Genomic DNA, 19,309 nt, shown 5'->3' with positions numbered 1-19,309 from the left:
TTGATTTTGCTTTGTAATATTTGTTCATTCTGTTCACGTAAGGAACTACCATGATCCGCACTCGAATTGCCCTTCTCGCCACCACCCTGTTTTGCGCCACGACGGCGCAAGCCCTCGCCAGTCCGGTTCTGCTGATGGTCGCCGGCGGGGGTGGTGGGGCGACTAGCGGTGATGCGGGCGGCGCGGGGGAGGCAGGGACGGTGGCGGGAGCGGGTGGATACTCTGGTGGTGCAGCCGGTGTGAATGGTTCGGGTGGCCAGAGCGGCGGGGTTTTTTATTACCACGACGGCGGCGGCGGCGGCGCGGGCGCTCTTAGTGGTGGTGGGTCTAGCCCAGATGCCAGCGGTGGCTTGGCCTATCTTGGGTTCGGCTTGGCTGGGGCCAGTGATGGTGGCGCTGGCGCTTATGGTGGTGGTGGTGGTGGCGGTAACAGTGGTGGTGGCGGAGGCGGCGGCTACAATGGCGGTGGCGGCGGCAACAAGAACGGCGGCGCCGGGGGCGGCGGCAGCTCCTTTCTTGCTGCCGCGTTCAGCAATGTTGTCGAGACCACCGGCAACAATACAGGCGCGGGATCGATATCGATCACATTCGATAATTTCATACGGTCGTTCAGCTATACCGGCGCTTCACAAAGCTATGATGTTTCCGCCACCGGCGTCTATGATTTCACCGGCTCCGGCGGCCAGGGTGGTTTCTACGACGGTAACGCCAATACGGTCGGCCTTGGTGCTACCGTCAGCGGCTCCATTATGCTGACCGCCGGGACGGTGCTCGACATTGAGGTCGGTGGCATGGGTGGGACGAACAACAATGTGTATGGCAATGGCGGTGGTGGCGGGGGGTCTTGGGTTTATGAAATCTCGGCGCCGACGCCGGTGCCGGAGCCTGGTTCGTTGGCGTTGCTTGGCACGGCTCTGATCGGGTTGGGGGTGGTGGTGCGGCGGCGGCGCAAGGGGGGTTGATCGGGTCATGCGGCCTGTGCGGTGGACGATCGAGGATTTTGCATCGCACGGGCCGGATGGGGGCTGGTGCTTGGGGGTGGTGCGGGACCGGGTGTCAGGATTTTTTACAGTCGCCGCCGCGCTGTTTTGTTAAGATATTGAATCGATAAAATAATCCAATTTGGCATGAGATTTGCTTGCAAATCCGGACTGATTTCACACGATAACAGGAACGAATATGACCGCACAGCACCACAAAATTAAAGGCCTGCTCAGCACCACCGCCCTGACTGCCCTGCTGGGTGCTGCCATGATCGCGTTTGCGCCACGGGCCGATGCCGGGGCGATCGACACGATCGGCAGCGGGACCACTACCATCTCAACTATCGGCACCATCGTCGACTACACCGTCCTGAACGCCGGACTCTACCAAATTGAGGCCATCGGTGCAGGCGGCGGCGGTTCCGGCAGCTATGGCGGCGGCGGTGGCGCCACAGTCACCGGCGATTTCAGCCTGACGGCCGATCAAATCCTGGAAATCCTTGTCAGCACCGGCGGCGGCAGCGGCTCAAACAGTGGCGGCGGCGGCGGCGGCGGCATCAGTGTGGTCTTGGATCAATCGACCCAGACTCCCCTGGCTGTCGCGGGCGGCGGCGGCGGCGGCGGGTCTACCAGCAACGGCAGCGGCGGTAGCGACAATGGCACCCCCGGCAACGGCGGTAACGGCAGCAGCTTGGCCCAAGGCAGCGGCGGCAACGGCGGCGGCGGCTCGGGCAACGGCATCCAAAGCGGCTACGGCGGCGGCAGTGGCGGCGGCAGTGGCGGCGGCGGGATCGTCATCGGCGGCGGCGGCGGCGTCTTCGGCGAAGGCAACGGCGGCGACTTTGGCAGCGGCGGCGGCGGCGGCGGCATCGCTATCGGCGGCGGCAGCGGTACTGTTGTCAAGGGCGGCGGCTCGGGCGGGAACTACGGCGGCGGCGGCGGCGGCGGCGGCTTTGGCATAGTTGGCAGCGGCTTTATTTTTCCCGGACCCACCACCTATTACTTCGGGGGCGGCTTCGGTGGAACCAACGGCGGCGGCGGCGGCGGCGGTGCCTCCTTTCTCGCCGCCAGTGCCACCAACAGGGTGCTGACATCCGGGTCCTCCGGCATATATTTCGGCGACGGCGCCAGCGGCTCAGTAACCTTCACCTACCTCTCACCCCTCGCCACCCCAGTCCCCGAACCCGGCTCGCTCCCGCTCCTCGGCACCGGCCTGCTCGGTCTCGGCCTGGCCCTGCGCTCACGGCGCAAACATCGCTGAGAGGCAAACTACCCCATGGGTGATGGGTATCCCGCTATTCCCATCATCCACCCTACCTTATGAAACCGCATGTCAGCCAACGTCGGTTGGGGTGCTCTTCCGCACCCCACCATTCCGGCACCACAATGCCGACGGTGGATTTAAATGGTCGGTCAATGCCGGCGTATCGGCGAAATCGCGGCGAAGGCGGAACGTATTTCGTCACGTTGCCTTGGCGGTTATGTCCACTTCAACCCGGTCAGGTACGGGCTGGTCGAACACGCCAAGGATTGGCCGTTCTCATCGTTTCGGCGCGCTGCGGCACGCGGGGCGGATTCGACCGGTCGGGGCAGCGTGGGGGAGATGGGTGGTGAATTTGGTGAAAGACCGGAAGGATTAATCTTGGTGACGTGGTGGGGTGCGGAAGGGCACCCCACCCTACAGTGGCTGGTCGAACACGCCAAAGATTAGCCGTTCTCATCGTTTCGGCGCGTTTTGGCACGCGGGGCGTATTCGGCCGGTTGGGGCAGCGTGAGGGAGATGGATGGTGAATTTGGTGAAAGACCGGAAGGATTGATCTTGGTGAAGTGGTGGGGTGCTCTTCCGCACTCCACCATTCCGGGGCCATAGTGCCGACGGCACATTGAAATGGTAAACAAATGCCGGAGTATCGGCGAAATCACGTCGAAGGCGGAACATATTTTTTCACCGTCGCGTTGGCTGACCGGCGCAGCGACTTGCTGGTCAAGGACGTGGACGCCCTACGCGCGTCGGTTTTACGAGCCCGCGCGCTGTATCCATTTAACATCGACGCATGGGTTGTGCTGCCCGAGCATCTGCGTGCGGTATGGACATTGCCGGGCGGCGATGCCGATTTTTCCGTGAGGTGGGCTCTGATCAAGCGCGGTTTCTCGGTAAGACTTGCGAACGGTGAAAGCCGATCCGCCTCTCGGATTGCCAAGGGCGAACGCGGTGTGTGGCAGCGCCGGTTTTGGGAGCACACGATACGGTGTGAGGCTGATTTCAGGCGGCATGTGGATTATGTTCATTTTAACCCGGTCAAGCATGGGTTGGTTGGGAATGCTGGAGATTGGCCGTTTTCATCGTTCCGGCGCGCGGTGGCACGCGGGGATTATCCGGCCGATTGGGGCGGCGGGAGGAGATGGGTGGCGGATTTGGTGAGAGACCGGACGGGTGATGCGGGGTGACAGTGGTGGGGTGCGGAAGAGCACCCCACCCTACCATGGTTTGATCCGCGCACGGACCATCGAGCGGTGATCACCTTGATTCATAGAAGTTTTTTGCTTCTTTTTTGCAAAAAAAGAAGTCTTGCCTTTGCTTTACTGGCCTTTGCTTGGGCGATGGGGTGCGGAAGGGCGCACCCCGCCCTACGCGGGGTCTCTGAGTTCGCGGCGGAGGATTTTGCCGGTGACGGTTTTGGGGAGGTCGGGGATTATTGTTACGGTTCGGGGGTATTTGTAGGCGGCCATGCGGGATTTGCAGAAGGTTATGATTTCTTCGGGCGTGGTGGTGGTGTTGGGTTTCAGGCTGATGACGGCTTTGACGGATTCACCGCGGTAGGGGTCGGGGATGCCGATTACGGCGGCTTCGCGGACGGCGGGGTGGGTGTAGAGGACGTCTTCGACTTCGCGGGGCCAGACTTTGTAGCCGGCGGCGTTGATCATGTCTTTCTTGCGATCGACCAGGTAGAACCAGCCTTGTTCGTCCATGAATCCGACGTCGCCAGTGTGGAAGCGGTGGTTGCGGATGGCTTCGGCGGTTTTGTCGGGTTTGTTCCAGTAGCCGGGGACGATCATCGGGCCTTGGGTGACGATTTCGCCGATTTCGCCTTGGGCGACGGGGGTGCCGGCGTCGTCGCAGATCCAGGAGATGGTGTCGTAGACGGGGACGCCGATGGCCAGGGCGCCGGAGGCGGGATCGACCGGGGCTTGCCGCGAGAGCGGGACGACGTGGGTGGGGGAGTTGGTTTCGGTGAGGCCGTAGCCGTTGTGGATGTAGGGGCCGAATTTTTCGCGGAAGGCGGTGACCACGCTGGGGGGAATGGGGGCGCCGCCGGAGTAGATTTTGGTGAGCGAGGCGAGTTTTGCGGGGGTGGCGTTGGCGTGGTTCATCAGGGCGATGAAGGCGGTGATGGCGCCGATGGTGAAGGCGGCTTTGTGTTCCTCGATGCTGTCGAGCATGACGCCGGGTTCGAAGCGGTAGGTCAGGATGAGGGGGGCGGCGGTGAGGAAGCCAGCGGCGACGTGGCCGATCAGGCCGGTGATGTGGAACAGGGGGGCGATGCCGAGGATGGGCGCGCCTTCGGCCAGTTCGATCCAGTCGCGATAGGTCTGGGCGTTGAAGGTGACGTTGCCGTGGGTGTTCATCGCCCCTTTGGGGACGCCGGTGGTGCCGGAGGTGTAGACCAGGAAGGCGATGTCGGCGGGTTGGTAGTGCGGGGTTTGGGGTGGGTTGGGGGCGGTTTTGAGGGTGTCGGCGAAGTCGGTGGTTTCGGGGAAGCGGTGGTGGGTGGCGTTGGCGAACAGGCGGGGGTCGTTGCGGGTCTGGAACGCGAGGGCGCTGGTGGTGATGACGATGTTCGGGCGGAGGGTGGGGTCGAGCGGATCGAACACGGTGTGGTAGGTCTCGTCGTGGCAGATGACGGCTTTGGGGGTGCAATCGGCGAACAGGATGGCGATTTCGCGGGCGCGGTTCATCGGGTTGACGGCGACGGCGATGCCGCCTGATTTCCAGGCGGCGAGGATGGCGATGACGAATTGTGGGACGTTCTGGAGGAAGACGGCGAAGCGGTCGCCTGGGGCGAAGCCGTGGGTGGTGAGGTGGGTGGCGAGGCGGTCGCTCAGATCGTCGAGTTCGGCGTAGGTGAGGGTCGCGTCGAAATAGAGGATCGCGGGGCGGTCGGGCGCGCGGGCGGCGGCGGCGCGGAACATCGCCAGGGCGTCGGTGAAGTCGGGGGTGATGGTGGCGGGTTGGCCTTGGTCGTAGAGGGCGAGCCAGGGTTTGTCGTCGTAGATGGTCATTGGCGCGGCCCCTGCCCTATTTGATCACCACGGGATTGACCGGCGCACCGGTGCCGCCGGCGACTTTGAGGGGGGCGGCGGTGTAGAGGAAGGTCCATTGGCCGTCGGCCGCGCAATCATCGGCCAGGGCATCGAGGGCGGCGATTTCGGTAAAGGTGACGCCGAGGTTGCGCATCAGGGCGTTGTGCAGCGGCAGGACGACGCCGGAGACGGGGTCGGCGGTGACTTCGTTGGCGATGGTGTCGGTGACCAGATTGGGGATTTCCATCTCGTGGAACCATTTGACCAGTTCGGGGCTGTAGGTCAGGCCGGGCTCGATGAAATCCTGGTAGAATTCGGTCTTGTCGCGGGTGTAGAACGAGCCGATCCAGCCGGTGCGGATGAGGAGGATGTCGTGTTTTTCGATGGTGACACCCTGTTTGGCGGCGGCGGCGAGGAGGTCTTCGTGGGTGAAGGTTTCGCCGCGGTCGAGGACTTGCTTGTCGCGGTGGCGGGCGATGTCGATCAGGATGCCGCGGCCGGCAATGCCGCGTTCGGCGATGGGGAGGACGCTGGCCTTGGTCATTTTACCGGCGGTGGTGCGGGCGTCGTAGCCGTTATAGAGCTGGTCGTCGCACCAGACGTGGCCGAGGGCGTCGTATTGGGTCGAGCCCTGGAGGTACATGATCAACATGTCGTCGGCATATTCGGCGTGGCCGGGGAAGACCGGGCCTTTGCCGCAGAGGTAGTGGCCTTTGTCCATGACGTTGACGCGGACCGGTTGGGCGCGGCCGGGCCAGACCGGGTCGCCGCCGGGGTGGCCCATCATGACCTGCAAAGTGAAGGTCTTGCCTTGTTTCACGGCCTGCACGCCGCGCAGCACCTCGGCCTGGGTGAGGAAGTTGAGCGAGCCGACCTCGTCATCGGCGCCCCAGCGGCCCCAGTTTTTCGGGTCGTTCTTGAGAAGTTCGGTGACCGGGATTTCGGCGCGGAGCGTGCTGGCCATGGCGGTTTCCTCGTGCGGTTGCGAACCGGTCTGATGCCGGATTTGTCTATCCTGCATTCTTGATCGGCGGGTTGCAACACCGCCAAGCGAACGTTGGCCCGGTTGGCGGTCATTGACCTGTATCAAAGCCACCGGCCGATCATCCGCGCATAACCAGTTCCGCACGAGCCGCGCCCGTTCCTTGGGCACGTTTCGAATTCGATCATCTGCAACCACGGAGAACGGACATGTCGGACGATACCCAATTGCAACAGCGCGTCATGGCGGAACTGAACTGGCAGCCGGGCGTGACCGCCGGCCATATCGGCGTGACCGCCAAGGCCGGCATCGTCACGCTGAGCGGCCATGTCGAGAGCTACGCCGACAAGCACGCCGCCGAGGCGATCACCCGGCGCGTCCGCGGCGTGTTCGGCGTTGCCGAAGACATCGTTGTGGAACTGCCGGTTCATATCAAACGCACCGATGAAGATATCGCCGGCGCCGCGGTCGAGCGCCTGGCGTGGGACGTCTCGGTGCCGCGCGACAGCGTCAAGGTCACTGTCGCCGATGGTTGGCTGACCCTGACCGGGCGGGTCGGCGCGCATTACCAGCGCGAGGCCGCGATGCGCGATGTTCAAGGCCTCATCGGCGTGCGCGGTGTTTCCAGCGAAATCACCATCAAGCCGCGGGTCGATGCGACCAACCTCAGCCAGGACATCATGCACGCGTTGCAACGCTCCTGGTTCGTTGAACCCAACGCGATCAGCGTCACCGTCGAAGGCGGGGCGGTGCGCCTGAGCGGCACGGTTCACTCACCGCATGAACGCAACCTCGCGGCGACCACGGCCTGGTCGGCACCGGGAACCATTACGGTTGAGAATAATATTACGGTTTCGTGAGTGTGGACAATGACGAAACAAGTATAGCGAAGAGTAAAAGTTAGGATCTTCTTTTTTGTGAACAAAAAAGAAGCAAAAAAAACTTTGTTCGTTTGGGTCATGCTGGTGGGAACGCCTGTGGCTCAGCGTTGATGAAAGAGCGACCTATGGAAAATCCTGATACCACGATCGCCATTTTCGACGATCACCTTGCCGCCGATGCCGCCATCAAGACACTCTCCCGCGGCGGCTTTGCGATGAAGCAACTCAGCGTCATCGGCAAAGGCTACCATACCGAGGAAAACGTCGTCGGCTTCTACAATACCGGCGATCGGGTGCGCTTCTGGGGCCTGCGCGGCGCGTTCTGGGGCGGTCTCTGGGGGGTGTTTTTCGGCGGCCTGTTCCTGTCCATCCCCATCGTCGGCCATGTCGTCGTGCTGGGCTATCTGGCCTCGATGGTGTTCTCCGGCGTCGAAACCGCCGCGGTGGTCGGTGGTCTGAGCGCGCTCGGCGCCGCGATGTATGGCATCGGCATTCCGAAAGACAGCGTGATCGAATACGAATCCGCGCTCAAGGCCGATCATTTCCTGGTCATGGTGCACGGCACGCCAGCGGAGACGATCCGGGCGCGCGCCATCCTGGGCCTTGCAAAACCGCTGCGGCTTGATGTTCACACCGGCGTGAAATTCATCGCGCCACCGCAAGACGTCACCATCCCGGCCTGATGCCATGCACGCCATGATGCTGAATGCGCTCCACCAGCCCCTCGACTATATCGAACTGGTGGACCGGCACCCTGGCCCCGGCCAGGTGCGCGTCGCGATCGCCGCCTGCGGCGTCTGCCGGACCGATCTGCACGTGGTCGACGGCGAATTGCCGCATCCGCAGGTGCCGATCATCCCCGGCCATGAAATCATCGGCAGGGTCGATGCGCTGGGCGATGGCGTGCGCGCGTTGCACATCGGCCAGCGCGTCGGCATCCCCTGGCTCGGCCACACCTGCGGCACCTGTCCCTATTGCCGCGCCGGCCGCGAAAACCTGTGCGACCACCCGCTGTTCACCGGCTACACCCGCGACGGCGGCTTCGCCACCGCAACCATCGTCGATGCCGCTTACGCCTTCCCGCTCGGCGATGCCGGCAGCGACGCATCGCTGGCGCCGCTGCTCTGCGCCGGGCTGATCGGCTGGCGATCGTTGAAAATCGCCGGAGATGGAAAAAAACTCGGCCTCTACGGCTTCGGCGCGGCCGCGCATATCGTTGCTCAGATCGCCCGCTGGCAGGGCCGCACGGTCTACGCCTTCACCCGACCGGGCGATGCCGCCACCCAAGCCTTCGCCCGCTCGCTCGGCGCCGTCTGGGCCGGCGGGTCCGACGAGATGCCGCCCGATGCGTTGGACGCCGCGATTATTTTCGCCACCGCCGGCGATCTGGTCCCCGCCGCGCTGCGCGCGCTCCGCAAAGGCGGCCGCGTCGTCTGCGCCGGCATCCATATGAGCGATATCCCGGCGTTTCCCTACAGCCTGCTGTGGGAGGAGCGCCAGATCCTGTCCGTCGCGAACCTGACGCGGCAGGACGGGCTCGAATTTCTGCGCCTGGTGCCGGAAATCGGCATCATCACCCGCACCACCACCTACCGGCTGACCGAGGCGAATCAGGCCCTGGCCGACCTACGCGCCGGCCGCTTCGAAGGCGCCGCCGTCCTGATCCCCTGACCGCGCGCCAATAATCCGCCCCGGCGAGACCAGCCAGATCGCCGCATCATCCCCCAGCGAGCGCAATTGCGCCCGATCGGTCGCGGTGCAGAACACCTGGCTCGGGCTTCGCTGCAACGCCTCACCCAGTGCGACGCGATGCGCCGCATCGAGGTGGACGAACGGTTCATCGAGCAGCAGTACCGGTGCCGCGCCGCGCAGCGAGGCGATCAGCGCCGCGTGCGCCAGCACGATCGCCACCAGCATGGCGCGTTGCTGCCCGGTCGATGCGAAGGCGGCGGCAAGCCCGCTGCCGGCATCCGCCAGCAGCAGATCGGCGCGTTGGGGCGAGACCGCGGCAACCGGCTCTGCCCGCGTGCGCGCATAGAGCCGCCGCAGCCAATCTTCCACCACGATCGCCGGCTCGATCGCGAGGCGCGCCCCGATCGGGCACTCCAGCGCCAGGGTCGCTGCCGGAAACGGCGCAAATGCGCCGCGCGCCAGCATCGCGTTGACCCGCGCGATCAGATCGAGCCGCGAGGCGGTCAGGGCGGCGGCGTGGCGGGCCATCGAATCCTCGATGGTCGCGAGCCAGGCGGCATCGGCGGTGCCTTGTTCGATCTGGCGGTTGCGATTGGCCGAAGCCGCCTCGAACGCCGCGACCTCGCTGGCGTGGGCCGGGGCCAGCGCCAAGGTCAGCCGGTCCAGAAACCGCCGCCGCGCGCTGGCACCTTCGGTGAACAGCCGGTCCATCTGCGGCGTCAGCCACACGCAGGCGAACGCGGCGGCGGCCGCGGCAGCGTTGACCGGATCACCATCGAGCAGGATTTTGCGGCGCTCGGCACCCGCACCGTCGATGCCGGTACCGAGCGTGAAACGCCGCCCGGCATCGGTCAGTTGGGCGGCGACCGCCCAGCCGCCCGATGCGCCGCGCCGCGCCAGTTCGGTAAATTTCGCCCCACGCAGCCCGCGCCCCGGCGCCAGCACCGAAATCGCCTCGAGCAGATTGGTCTTGCCCGATCCGTTCGGCCCTTCGAGGGCCACGATGCGCGAGTTGGGCCGGACATCGAGCGAGGCGTAGGAGCGGAAATCGGTCAGGCGGAGGGCGGTCAGCGTTGTCATGGGAGAAGGAAGCAAGGACTTCTTTTTTTGAAAAAAAAGAAGCAAAAAAACTTTTTGACACTGGGCCTGTGACGGTTCAAGCGCCCATGCCCCAGATCAAAAAAAGTTTTTTGCTTCTTTTTTTCAAAAAAGAAGCGCTTCCTCCCCTCGCACCGCCGCGCGACCGCTAAACCCGCATCGGCATCAGCACGAAAATCGCGCTCTGATCGCCGGCTGCGCGCACCAGCGTCGGTGCCGCGCCATCGGCGAAGCAGAATTCGACATGGCCTTTGATCTGTTCCGTCACATCGTTGAGATAGCGGGCCTGAAACCCGATTTCGAGCGGCGTGGAGCTGTATTCCACCTGTTCGCCATCCAGCTCTTCCGAGGCGGTACCTTGATCCGGGCTGGTGGCAGACAGCACCAGCAGATCGCGCGCAACCGAGAGTTTTACCGGCTTGTGGCGCTCGGCGGTAATCGCGGATACGCGCGCCACGGCGTTGGAAAAATCATTGGTATCAACGCGCAGGATCTTGTCGTTACCGACCGGGATGACCTTGCTGTAATCGGGATAGGTGCCGTCGATCAGCTTGCTGGTCATCCGCATGGTGTCGAGCGTGAACTGAATCCGCGTCTCCGACAGGGCAATCGCGATCTCGCCGGTGACATCCTCCAGCAACTTCCTGATTTCATTGACGGTCTTGCGCGGAATGATCACGCCGGGCATGCCCGCCGCGCCATCGGGCAGCGGCTCCTCGACGCGGGCGAGGCGGTGCCCGTCGGTCGCCACCGCGCGCAGCACGGCGGCGCCATCGGATTCGGCGGCGTGCACGTAAATGCCGTTCAAATAATACCGGGTCTCTTCGGTCGAGATCGCAAACCGCGTCCGGTCGATCAAGCCGCGCAGCGCCTGCGCCGGGATCGAGAACCGGTGGCTCAGCTTGCCGGCATCGAGCTTGGGGAATTCATCGGTCGGCAGCACCACCAGCTTGGTGGCATAGCGCCCGGCGCGGAGTGCCAGCGGCGCATCGCCGCCCGGATGGTCGAGCTCGACCTGGGCGTGCTCAGGCTGGCGCCGCACGATTTCATAGAGCGTCGCCGCCGGTGCGGTGACCGAGCCATCCTGCGCCGCCTCGACCGGCACATCCTCGATCAGCGCAATCTCCAGATCGGTCGCGGCGATGGTCAGGCGGCCTTCCTTCACGGACAGCAGCACATTGGCGAGGATCGGGATGGTGTTGCGCTTCTCCACCACGTTCTGAACATGGGCCAGCGCCTTGAGGAGCGTGGCGCGATCCGCCTTGAGCTTCATGCGATCCTTCCAGTCATCTTGCCGGGCGTCCGAGTCGGCCGGTTTCGTTGCATAGCCCAGATCGGTCATAAATAGAACCGCCCGCACCATCATCGAACTGCAACCAATCAGTGGGTGACAAGGGGGGCATTGCGGGTTATGGCGGGCCTGTCAGGTTCGCAGGGCCCGGCATCAGACCGACATCGTCAATTCTTTCAAGCGGATCTGCTCATGACCAGCATCGCCCCGCCTGCCCTTGTGCATGGACGCCGCCTGCCCAACGCGTGGGACATCGCTGCGATTCTGCTCGTGATGGGCGTGCTGATCGGCGTCGTCAGCGTCGCGCGCGGCACCCTCGCGCCGCTCGCCGCCGCCCAGGCGACCCATATCCATCTCGATCCCGCCTACCTGCCGGGCTACGCGGTCCGTACCACGCTGCGCATGTTCGCGGCGCTGTTCCTCTCGCTGATCTTTACCTTCCTGGTCGCGACGCTGGCCGCCAAAAGCCGGCGCGCCGCCATCATCATCATCCCGGTGCTCGACATCCTGCAATCGATCCCGATCCTCGGGTTCCTGTCGGTCACCGTGCTGTTCTTCGTCAATCTGTTTCCGGGCCAGCAGCTCGGCGCCGAATGCGCCGCCATTTTCGCGGTGTTCACCGGCCAGGCGTGGAACATGACGTTCAGCTTCTACCAATCCCTGACCACCGAACCATCCGATCTCGATGAAGCGTGCCGCAGCTTCGGCCTTTCGCCGTGGCAGCGCTTCTGGCGGCTCGATGTGCCGTTCGCCGTTCCCGGCCTGGTCTGGAACATGATGCTGTCGATGTCGGGCGGCTGGTTCTTTGTGGTCTATGCCGAGGCCATCACGGTCGGCAACACCACGTTCACCCTGCCGGGCATCGGCTCTTATGTTTCGGTCGCGCTGCAACGGCGTGATCTGCTGGCGATTTTCGAAGCCGTGTTCACCATGCTGGTGGTCATCCTGCTGTACGACCAGCTGCTGTTCCGCCCGCTGGTCGCCTGGTCCGACAAATTCCGCTTTGAAACCGTGCAGACCGCCTCGGCCGGCGAGCCGTGGGTGCTGAAACTGCTGCGTCGCACGTTTATTCTGCGCGAGGTGGCCGGGTGGCTGGGCGATCGTGTCGCCGTCATCGGCCGGCTCCGCCTCGGCCGCGCCGAACGCACCTTCGCCTCGCTGAAAGTCGGCAAGAGTTCGTCCAAACTGGGCGATGGCGTGTTCTACGCCGTGGTGATCGCCGCCGCCGGCTATGCGTTCTGGCAGGTGACGACGTTTTGCGCCGCGCATCTTGCCTGGTCCGATCTGCTGACCTGCGTGATCGATGCGTTTTTCACTTTGGCGCGCGTGCTCGCCGCCCTGCTGATTTCCTGCGCGATCTGGGTGCCGGTCGGCGTCTGGGTTGGTCTGCGGCCGAAGGCGACCAAGCTGGTCCAGCCGGTCGCGCAATTCCTCGCGGCGTTTCCGGCCAATCTGCTGTTTCCCCTGGTGGTGGCCGGCATCGTCGCCTTCCATTTGTTGCCGAACATCTGGCTGACGCCGCTGATGGTGCTGGGCACGCAATGGTATATTCTGTTCAACGTCGTCGCCGGCGCTTCCGCGCTGCCGGGCGACCTCAAGGAAGTTGCTGCCAGTTTCGGGCTGCGCGGCTGGCTGCGCTGGCGCCGCCTGATCATTCCCGGCATTTTGCCCTATCTGGTCACCGGCGCGCTCACCGCGACGGGGGCGGCCTGGAATGCCTCGATCGTTGCGGAAGTGGCCTCGTGGGGCAAGACCACGCTGGTTGCCAAGGGCCTGGGTGCCTATATCGCGCAGGCCACCACCGCCGGTGATACCAGCAAGATCGTGCTGGGCGTCGCGGTGATGTCGGCCTTCGTGCTGAGTTTCAACCGGCTGGTCTGGCGCCCGCTCTATGCCTATGCCAGCCGCCGCACCAATCTCGGATAGGGGATTTCATGGATCAGCAAGTTACCACCCATACCCTGCTCGAAGTCAGCCATTGCCGGCAGGCCTATCCGAAAGAGGCCAATAACGAACTCATCGTGCTCGACGATGTCAACGTGCGCCTGTTCGAGGGCGAAATCGTCGGCCTGCTCGGCCGTTCGGGGTCGGGCAAATCGACCCTGCTGCGCATCATCGCCGGCCTGTTGCGCCCCACCAGCGGCGATGTCACCTGGCAGGGCAAGCCGGTTCGCGGCCCGGTGCGCGGTGTCGCCATGGTGTTCCAGAGTTTCGCGCTGTTCCCCTGGCTCTCGGTGCAGGAAAACGTCGAAATCGGCCTCGAAGCGATGGGCGTTTCTCGTTCGGTGCGCGAGACCCGCGCCGAGGAAGCGATCGACCTGATCGGCCTCGGCGGCTATGAAAGCGCCTATCCAAAGGAACTTTCGGGCGGGATGCGCCAGCGCGTCGGTCTTGCGCGCGCGCTGGTCACCCACCCCGATCTGCTGCTGATGGACGAGCCGTTTTCGGCACTCGATGTGCTGACCGCGGAAACGCTGCGCACCGATCTGATCGATTTGTGGTCCGAGCGTAAGCTGCCGGTCAAATCGATCCTGATGGTCACCCACAACATCGAGGAAGCGGTGCTGATGTGCGACCGCATCCTGGTGTTCTCATCCGACCCCGGCCGCGTCGCCCATGAAATGACCGTGCCGTTCGCCCATCCGCGCAACCGGCTCGACCCGGCCTTCCGCCAGATGGTCGATGACATCTACGCGGTGATGACGCGCCGCAAGACCCCGGCCGACCTGCGCGCCGCCGCCGCCAAACCGACCACCGGCTTCGCGACCCCGCTCCATCCGATCGGCACCAATTTGATGTCCGGCCTGATGGAAACCCTCGCCGCCGAACCCTACAATGGCCGCGCCGATCTTCCCGCGCTGGCCGCCGTGCTGCAATACGAGGCCGATGAACTGCTGCCGCTTGGCGAGACGCTGCAATTGCTGCATTTCGCCGAACTCGAGGAAGGCGACATCCGCCTGACCGACCAGGGTCGCAGCTTCGTCCACGCCGATACGGACGAGCGCAAGAAAATTTTTGCGGAGGCGGCGCGCAGCCATGTCAAACTGGTTGCCGCGATCCGCCAGGTGATCGACGAACGCTGGAACCATCGTGCCTCCGCCGTGCGCTTCCGCGACGAGCTGGAGGACCACATGTCGCCCGAACGCGCCGAGGAGACCCTGCGCACCGCGATTTCCTGGGGCCGCTACGCCGAATTGTTCTCATACGACGAGGAAGGGCAGCAATTCAGCCTCGAGGATATCGAGGAGGAGTAAAGGCGTCGCGCTGTGGAGCCAGTTTCCGCATCACCAACGAGGCGCGGGGGTTCGCCGATCAAAAACCCCGCGCCCTCACGGCCCGCGACGCCGTTCGAGCCGACGTCCCGCGCGAGATCGCATAACCCGGCGTTAATCTTTGCCCCGTAGTCTGCCCATCATAGCGGCCGCAGCAAGGATGACGCCACGTGGTTTTGAAGCTCAACGTTCGACATAAACTTTACCTGACCGCCGCGATCAGCCTGGTGGGCTTCGTCTGCCTGTGCGCCTTCGCGCTGCATCTGCTCTATCGCACCATGCTGGCGGATCGGATCGCCAAGACCGACGTCCTGGCCCAAATGGCGCGCTCGGTCGCCGACTCGATCTACCAGCGTGAACAGTCAGGCCAGATCAGCGAGGCCGCCGCCCAAGCCAAGGCTGAGCGGATCATCGGCCAGATGAGCTATGGCAAGGACGGGTATATATTCGTCAACAACAGCAAAGCCGTCCGCATCGTCTTCCCACCCGATCCAAAACTGGTCGGCCAAAACACCTGGAACCTGCACGACCCGGACGGGGTGTACCTCAACCGCGTGATGGAACGGCGCGCCGTCGCGGGCGATCACCGGCCCACTTTCTACCGGTTTCCCAAGCCCGGCTCGAAAACGCCGGTTCAGAAAGTCGCGATGGTGGAATATTTCGCGCCCTGGCATTGGGTGATCGGCACCGGCATCTACCTCGACGATGTGCAACATGATTTCGCTGCCCTGCTCTGGGAGTTTGCGGCTTTTGCCCTGCCGATTCTGCTCCTGATCTTCGGCGTGGCGTTCTGGTTGTCGCGCACCATCGCGCTGCCGCTGGCAACCCTTGCGGTGCAGACCGGCAAACTCGGCACCGGCGCGCCGGACATCACGATCGATGGAGTGGGCAGGCCCGACGAAATCGGCACGCTTGCCACAGCGATCGACCGGTTTCGGCTCGATGGGCTGGAAAAACGTCGCCTGGAAGCGGAATCGAGCGAAGTACGCCGACTGCGTGAAGCGGAACGCGCCGAGCAGGAGAGCCTGCGGACCGCCATGAACACCCAGCTTGCCGCCGTGGTCAGCGCCGTCGCCGGCGGGCTGAGTCGCCTCGCCGATGGTGATCTGCTGCATCGCATCAACACCCCGTTCGCCGCCGAATACGAAAAACTGCGGGCCGATTTCAATGATGCGGTCACGAGGCTGCACGCCACGATGACCGATGTCTCCGGCGCGACCGATACGATCCGCGCCGGTTCCGGCCAGATCGCCAGCGCCTCGGACGACATGGCACGCCGCGCCGAACAACAGGCCGCCAACCTCGAACAGACCGCAGCCGCGCTCGATCAGATCACCGCAACCGTCCGCCGCACCGCCGAAGGCGCCGTTGAGGCCCGCAAGCTGGTGCAGACCGCGCGCGATGATTCCGAGCGCTCGGGTGAAGTCGTCGGTCGTGCGGTCGATGCCATGTCCGGCATCGTTCAATCCTCCACCCAGATCGGCAATATCACCGGCGTGATCGACGAAATCGCGTTCCAGACCAACCTGCTCGCCCTCAACGCCGGGATCGAGGCTGCCCGCGCGGGCGATGCCGGGCGGGGTTTCGCCGTGGTCGCCTCGGAAGTGCGCGCCCTGGCACAACGCTCGGCCGATGCCGCCAAGGAAATCACCTCCCTGATCAAAATGTCCGGCAGCCAGGTCAAGGCCGGCGTCGAACTGGTCGATGAAGCGGGCAAAACCCTCAACCGTATCGCAACGCAGGTTTCCACCATCGACGGCATCGTGGCCGAGATTGCCGCTTCGGCGCAGGAGCAATCCACCGGCCTCAGCCAGATCAACACCGCGATCAACGCGATGGATCAGGCAACCCAGCAGAACGCCGCCATGGTCCAGCAATCCACCGCAGCCGCTAGCAGTCTCGCGGGCGATTCTGACCATCTCTCAAGCCTGATCGCCCGGTTTGCTCTGGCCGAGCAGACCAAATCGGGCCGCCTGCCATCGCTACAGCGGGCGTAGCTGGTCCTAACCGACCTTTACGCCTTTCCAGAACGCGACGCGGCCCTTGATCGCGGCCGCGGCGGCCAGCGGCTCGGCATAATACCAGGCCGCATCCGTATTGGTCGCGCCGTCCACCGCGACCGAATAATAATTCGCGGTTCCCTTCCACGGGCAGCGCGATGTGGTCGCACTCGGCCGCAACGCCTCGGCACGCACCGCATCGAGCGGAAAATAATGATTGCCCTCGACCACCACGGTATCATTCGATTCCGCAATGACCGTCTCGTTCCAGATTGCCTTCACCATGACGCGCTCCTGATGCTCCATCTACCCCACTCACATGGGTCTGCCGGCACGCCGCGAAACCCCCGCGCCTTTAACACGAGCCGCGATAATCCCATGTGCAACCCATGACCGAAGCATCGCCGCACGCCCTGCGAAACCTGCCGATCGGCATCGCCGCCACCGGCACCCGCACCGAACACGATTCGATGGGCAGCATCGAAGTCCCGGCCGATCGCTACTGGGGTGCACAAACCCAGCGCAGCCTGAAACATTTCGCGATCGGTGCGGACCGCATGCCGCTCGCGGTCTACCGGGCCTACGCCATCGTCAAAAAAGCTGCCGCCATGGTCAATGCCGAAGCTGGCCACCTGCCGGCGTGGAAAGCCGCCGCGATCATTCGCGCCGCCGATGAAGCCATCAACGGCGAGTTCGACGATCACTTTCCGCTGTTCGTTTATCAGACCGGCTCCGGCACCCAGTCGAACATGAACATCAACGAGGTTCTGGCCAACCGTGCCAGCCAGTTGCTCGGCGGTGCCATCGGCAGCAAAGCGCCGGTTCACCCGAACGATGATCTCAACCTCGCCCAATCCTCCAACGACACCTTTCCGACCGCGATGCACATCGCAACGATCGACGCGCTCGACGGCCAACTGCTCCCCAACGCCACCGCCCTCGCCGCCGTGATCGACGCCAAGGCCCAGGCCTGGCTCGACATCCCCAAAACCGGCCGCACCCATCTGCAGGACGCGGTGCCCCTCACCGTCGGCCAGGAATGGTCCGGCTACGCCCATCAGCTTCGCACCGCCCTCGCGCGCATCGATGCCTGCAAACCCGAACTCTACCAACTCGCCGCCGGCGGCACCGCGGTTGGCACCGGCATCACCGCCTGGCCCGGCTTCAGTGCTGCCATCGCCGGCCAGATCGCCAGCCTCACCGGCGAACCCTACGTTACCGCGCCCAATAAATTCGCGGCCCAAGCCTCGCTCGATGGTCTGGTCGCCACCATGGCCGCGATCCGCGGCCTCGCGGTCGCCTGCCTGAAGGTCGCCAACGACATGCGCTGGCTCGCCAGCGGCCCGCGCTGCGGCATCGGCGAACTCATCCTGCCGGAAAACGAACCCGGCTCCTCGATCATGCCGGGCAAGGTCAACCCGACCCAATGCGAAGCCATGGTGATGGTCTGCATCCAGGTGATCGGCGATGACAACGCGGTCGCCTTCGCCGGCAGCCAGGGCAATTTCGAACTCAACGCCATGCGCCCGCTCATCATCAACAACATCCTGCGCGCCTGCCGCAACCTCGCCGATGCCTGCGCCACGCTCAACCGCTTCTCGGTCGCCGGCACGACCCTTAACCGCGCCCGGATCGATGACCAGCTCGGCCGCTCGCTCATGCTGGTCACCGCCCTCACCCCGGAAATCGGCTACGACCGCGCCGCCGCCGTCGCGCACCACGCCGAGGCCGAAAACCTCACCCTGCGCGAGGCCGCCATCGCCTACGGCGGCATCGACGGTGCGACGTTCGACCGCATCGTCGATCCTGCCCGCTTGGTCGGCACCGGATTATCCGGTGCCTGAAATCCGGCACTGGTCCTCTGGGGTGGTGGTGCTTATGCTGACCGGAACCTTCTGAGCGAGCGAGACATATGATGGACACTGCAATCCCCACCCAACTGCCCAGCATTTTCGTCAGCCACGGCTCACCGATGCTCGCCATCACCCGCACCCCCGCGCGTGATTTCCTGGCCCAGCTCGGCACCACCCTGCCCCGGCCAAGTGCCGTGCTGATGGTCTCCGCCCATTGGGAAACCGATCGTCCCATGGTCAACGCGGTCGCGCGCAACGAGACCATCCATGATTTCGGCGGCTTCCCGCGCGCCCTGTTCGAAATCCAGTATCCGGCACCTGGCGATGCCACGCTCGCCGCCCATATCGCGGACCTGCTCGGTGCGGCCGGTTTTCCCACCGGCATCGACCACGCCCGCGGCCTCGATCACGGCGCCTGGGTGCCGATGATGCTCGCCTTCCCGGATGCTGATGTGCCGGTCCTGCAACTTTCCGTGCAATCCCATCGCGGCCCCGCTTATGCCTACGCCATCGGCCGGGCCCTGGCGCCGCTACGCGCCGAAGGCGTGCTGATCATTGGCTCGGGCAGTTTCACCCACGATCTGCGCCGCTTCCGTGGCCAGGCGGTCGATGCCCCGGAAACCGCCGACGTCACCGCATTCAGCGCCTGGATGGACCAACACATCGCCGCCCACGATGTCGATGCGCTGATCCACTACCGCACCCACGCGCCCCACGCCGCCGATGAACACCCGACCGAGGAACATCTCCTCCCGCTGTTCACCGCCCTCGGCGCCGCCGGCGACGCGCCCACCGCCCAACGCCTGCACAATTCCACCGAACACGCCATCCTGCGCATGGACGCCTACGGGTTCGGTTGACCCGGACCGGCAAGGGGTTTCGGATGCCGCACACCGGATAAGTTGAATCCATTTACACAATCTTAAATTGCGTGATATCGAACTGCATCACATCG

General features: G+C 64.3%; 16 protein-coding genes. 11 read left to right on the top strand and 5 right to left on the bottom strand.

All coding sequences use genetic code 11. The annotated features are described in order from the left end of the window. The first annotated feature begins 50 nt into the window (after positions 1-50). From BW994_RS20385 to BW994_RS07200, 3 genes are all read left to right on the top strand, one after another. Positions 51-962 carry a PEP-CTERM sorting domain-containing protein gene (locus tag BW994_RS20385; RefSeq protein WP_139334023.1) on the top strand — a complete coding sequence of 304 codons (912 nt, stop codon included), beginning with the start codon at positions 51-53 and terminating at the stop codon, positions 960-962. Positions 963-1,179: 217 nt separating this feature from the next. Continuing rightward, positions 1,180-2,244 (top strand): PEP-CTERM sorting domain-containing protein, encoded by a 1,065-nt coding sequence (locus BW994_RS20380; RefSeq protein WP_051657184.1) that lies wholly within the window; start codon positions 1,180-1,182, stop codon positions 2,242-2,244. 638 nt (positions 2,245-2,882) lie between these two features. Continuing rightward, the gene (locus BW994_RS07200; protein WP_051657185.1) at positions 2,883-3,431 is read left to right on the top strand and encodes an REP-associated tyrosine transposase; all 549 of its coding nucleotides are present in this window, start codon (positions 2,883-2,885) and stop codon (positions 3,429-3,431) included. Between the two features lie 180 nt (positions 3,432-3,611). On the opposite strand, the gene BW994_RS07195 is transcribed toward BW994_RS07200, so the two are convergent. After that, positions 3,612-5,264 (bottom strand): class I adenylate-forming enzyme family protein, encoded by a 1,653-nt coding sequence (locus tag BW994_RS07195; protein WP_029310948.1) that lies wholly within the window; start codon positions 5,262-5,264, stop codon positions 3,612-3,614. Positions 5,265-5,280: 16 nt separating this feature from the next. Continuing rightward, positions 5,281-6,249, bottom strand: coding sequence for a cyclase family protein (locus BW994_RS07190; RefSeq protein WP_029310949.1), 969 nt, complete (start codon positions 6,247-6,249; stop codon positions 5,281-5,283). Positions 6,250-6,476: 227 nt separating this feature from the next. Between BW994_RS07190 and BW994_RS07185 the strand changes: the two genes are divergently transcribed. The 3 genes from BW994_RS07185 to BW994_RS07175 all read left to right on the top strand — a co-directional run bounded on the left by BW994_RS07185 (position 6,477) and on the right by BW994_RS07175 (position 8,819). Next, positions 6,477-7,127 (top strand): BON domain-containing protein, encoded by a 651-nt coding sequence (locus tag BW994_RS07185; RefSeq protein ID WP_029310950.1) that lies wholly within the window; start codon positions 6,477-6,479, stop codon positions 7,125-7,127. 146 nt (positions 7,128-7,273) lie between these two features. Beyond that, positions 7,274-7,831, top strand: a complete 558-nt coding sequence (locus BW994_RS07180; RefSeq protein WP_035228206.1) for a hypothetical protein — start codon at positions 7,274-7,276, stop codon at positions 7,829-7,831. 4 nt (positions 7,832-7,835) lie between these two features. Beyond that, positions 7,836-8,819: a zinc-dependent alcohol dehydrogenase family protein gene (locus BW994_RS07175; protein WP_029310952.1), complete on the top strand. Its 984-nt coding sequence runs from the start codon at positions 7,836-7,838 to the stop codon at positions 8,817-8,819. On the opposite strand, the gene recF is transcribed toward BW994_RS07175, so the two are convergent. Together recF and dnaN are read right to left on the bottom strand one after the other, a co-directional pair. Continuing rightward, positions 8,775-9,920: a DNA replication/repair protein RecF gene (gene recF / locus BW994_RS07170; protein ID WP_051657186.1), complete on the bottom strand. Its 1,146-nt coding sequence runs from the start codon at positions 9,918-9,920 to the stop codon at positions 8,775-8,777. The genes BW994_RS07175 and recF overlap by 45 nt on opposite strands. A gap of 166 nt (positions 9,921-10,086) precedes the next feature. Next, a complete protein-coding gene (gene dnaN, locus BW994_RS07165) occupies positions 10,087-11,211 on the bottom strand; it encodes a DNA polymerase III subunit beta (RefSeq protein WP_029310954.1) in 1,125 nt (374 codons plus the stop codon). A gap of 210 nt (positions 11,212-11,421) precedes the next feature. Between dnaN and BW994_RS07160 the strand changes: the two genes are divergently transcribed. From BW994_RS07160 to BW994_RS07150, 3 genes are all read left to right on the top strand, one after another. After that, the gene (locus tag BW994_RS07160) at positions 11,422-13,155 is read left to right on the top strand and encodes an ABC transporter permease (RefSeq protein ID WP_029310955.1); all 1,734 of its coding nucleotides are present in this window, start codon (positions 11,422-11,424) and stop codon (positions 13,153-13,155) included. 8 nt (positions 13,156-13,163) lie between these two features. Next, on the top strand, positions 13,164-14,483 hold the full coding sequence (locus BW994_RS07155) for an ABC transporter ATP-binding protein (protein ID WP_029310956.1): 1,320 nt from the start codon (positions 13,164-13,166) through the stop codon (positions 14,481-14,483). Positions 14,484-14,671: 188 nt separating this feature from the next. Continuing rightward, positions 14,672-16,498 (top strand): methyl-accepting chemotaxis protein, encoded by a 1,827-nt coding sequence (locus BW994_RS07150; protein ID WP_139334022.1) that lies wholly within the window; start codon positions 14,672-14,674, stop codon positions 16,496-16,498. Positions 16,499-16,504: 6 nt separating this feature from the next. Here BW994_RS07150 and BW994_RS07145 read toward each other — a convergent pair whose 3' ends face one another. After that, positions 16,505-16,786, bottom strand: coding sequence for a DUF427 domain-containing protein (locus BW994_RS07145; protein ID WP_029310958.1), 282 nt, complete (start codon positions 16,784-16,786; stop codon positions 16,505-16,507). Between the two features lie 104 nt (positions 16,787-16,890). Between BW994_RS07145 and BW994_RS07140 the strand changes: the two genes are divergently transcribed. Together BW994_RS07140 and BW994_RS07135 are read left to right on the top strand one after the other, a co-directional pair. Next, complete coding sequence (locus tag BW994_RS07140; protein ID WP_029310959.1) at positions 16,891-18,345, top strand: class II fumarate hydratase; 1,455 nt, start codon at positions 16,891-16,893, stop codon at positions 18,343-18,345. A gap of 68 nt (positions 18,346-18,413) precedes the next feature. Then, positions 18,414-19,214, top strand: coding sequence for a DODA-type extradiol aromatic ring-opening family dioxygenase (locus BW994_RS07135; RefSeq protein WP_211252758.1), 801 nt, complete (start codon positions 18,414-18,416; stop codon positions 19,212-19,214). Positions 19,215-19,309 lie beyond the last annotated feature (95 nt).

Source organism: Acidiphilium rubrum, from assembly GCF_900156265.1.
GTDB classification, from domain to species: domain Bacteria; phylum Pseudomonadota; class Alphaproteobacteria; order Acetobacterales; family Acetobacteraceae; genus Acidiphilium; species Acidiphilium rubrum.
This window is presented reverse-complemented; position numbering and strand designations above follow the sequence as displayed.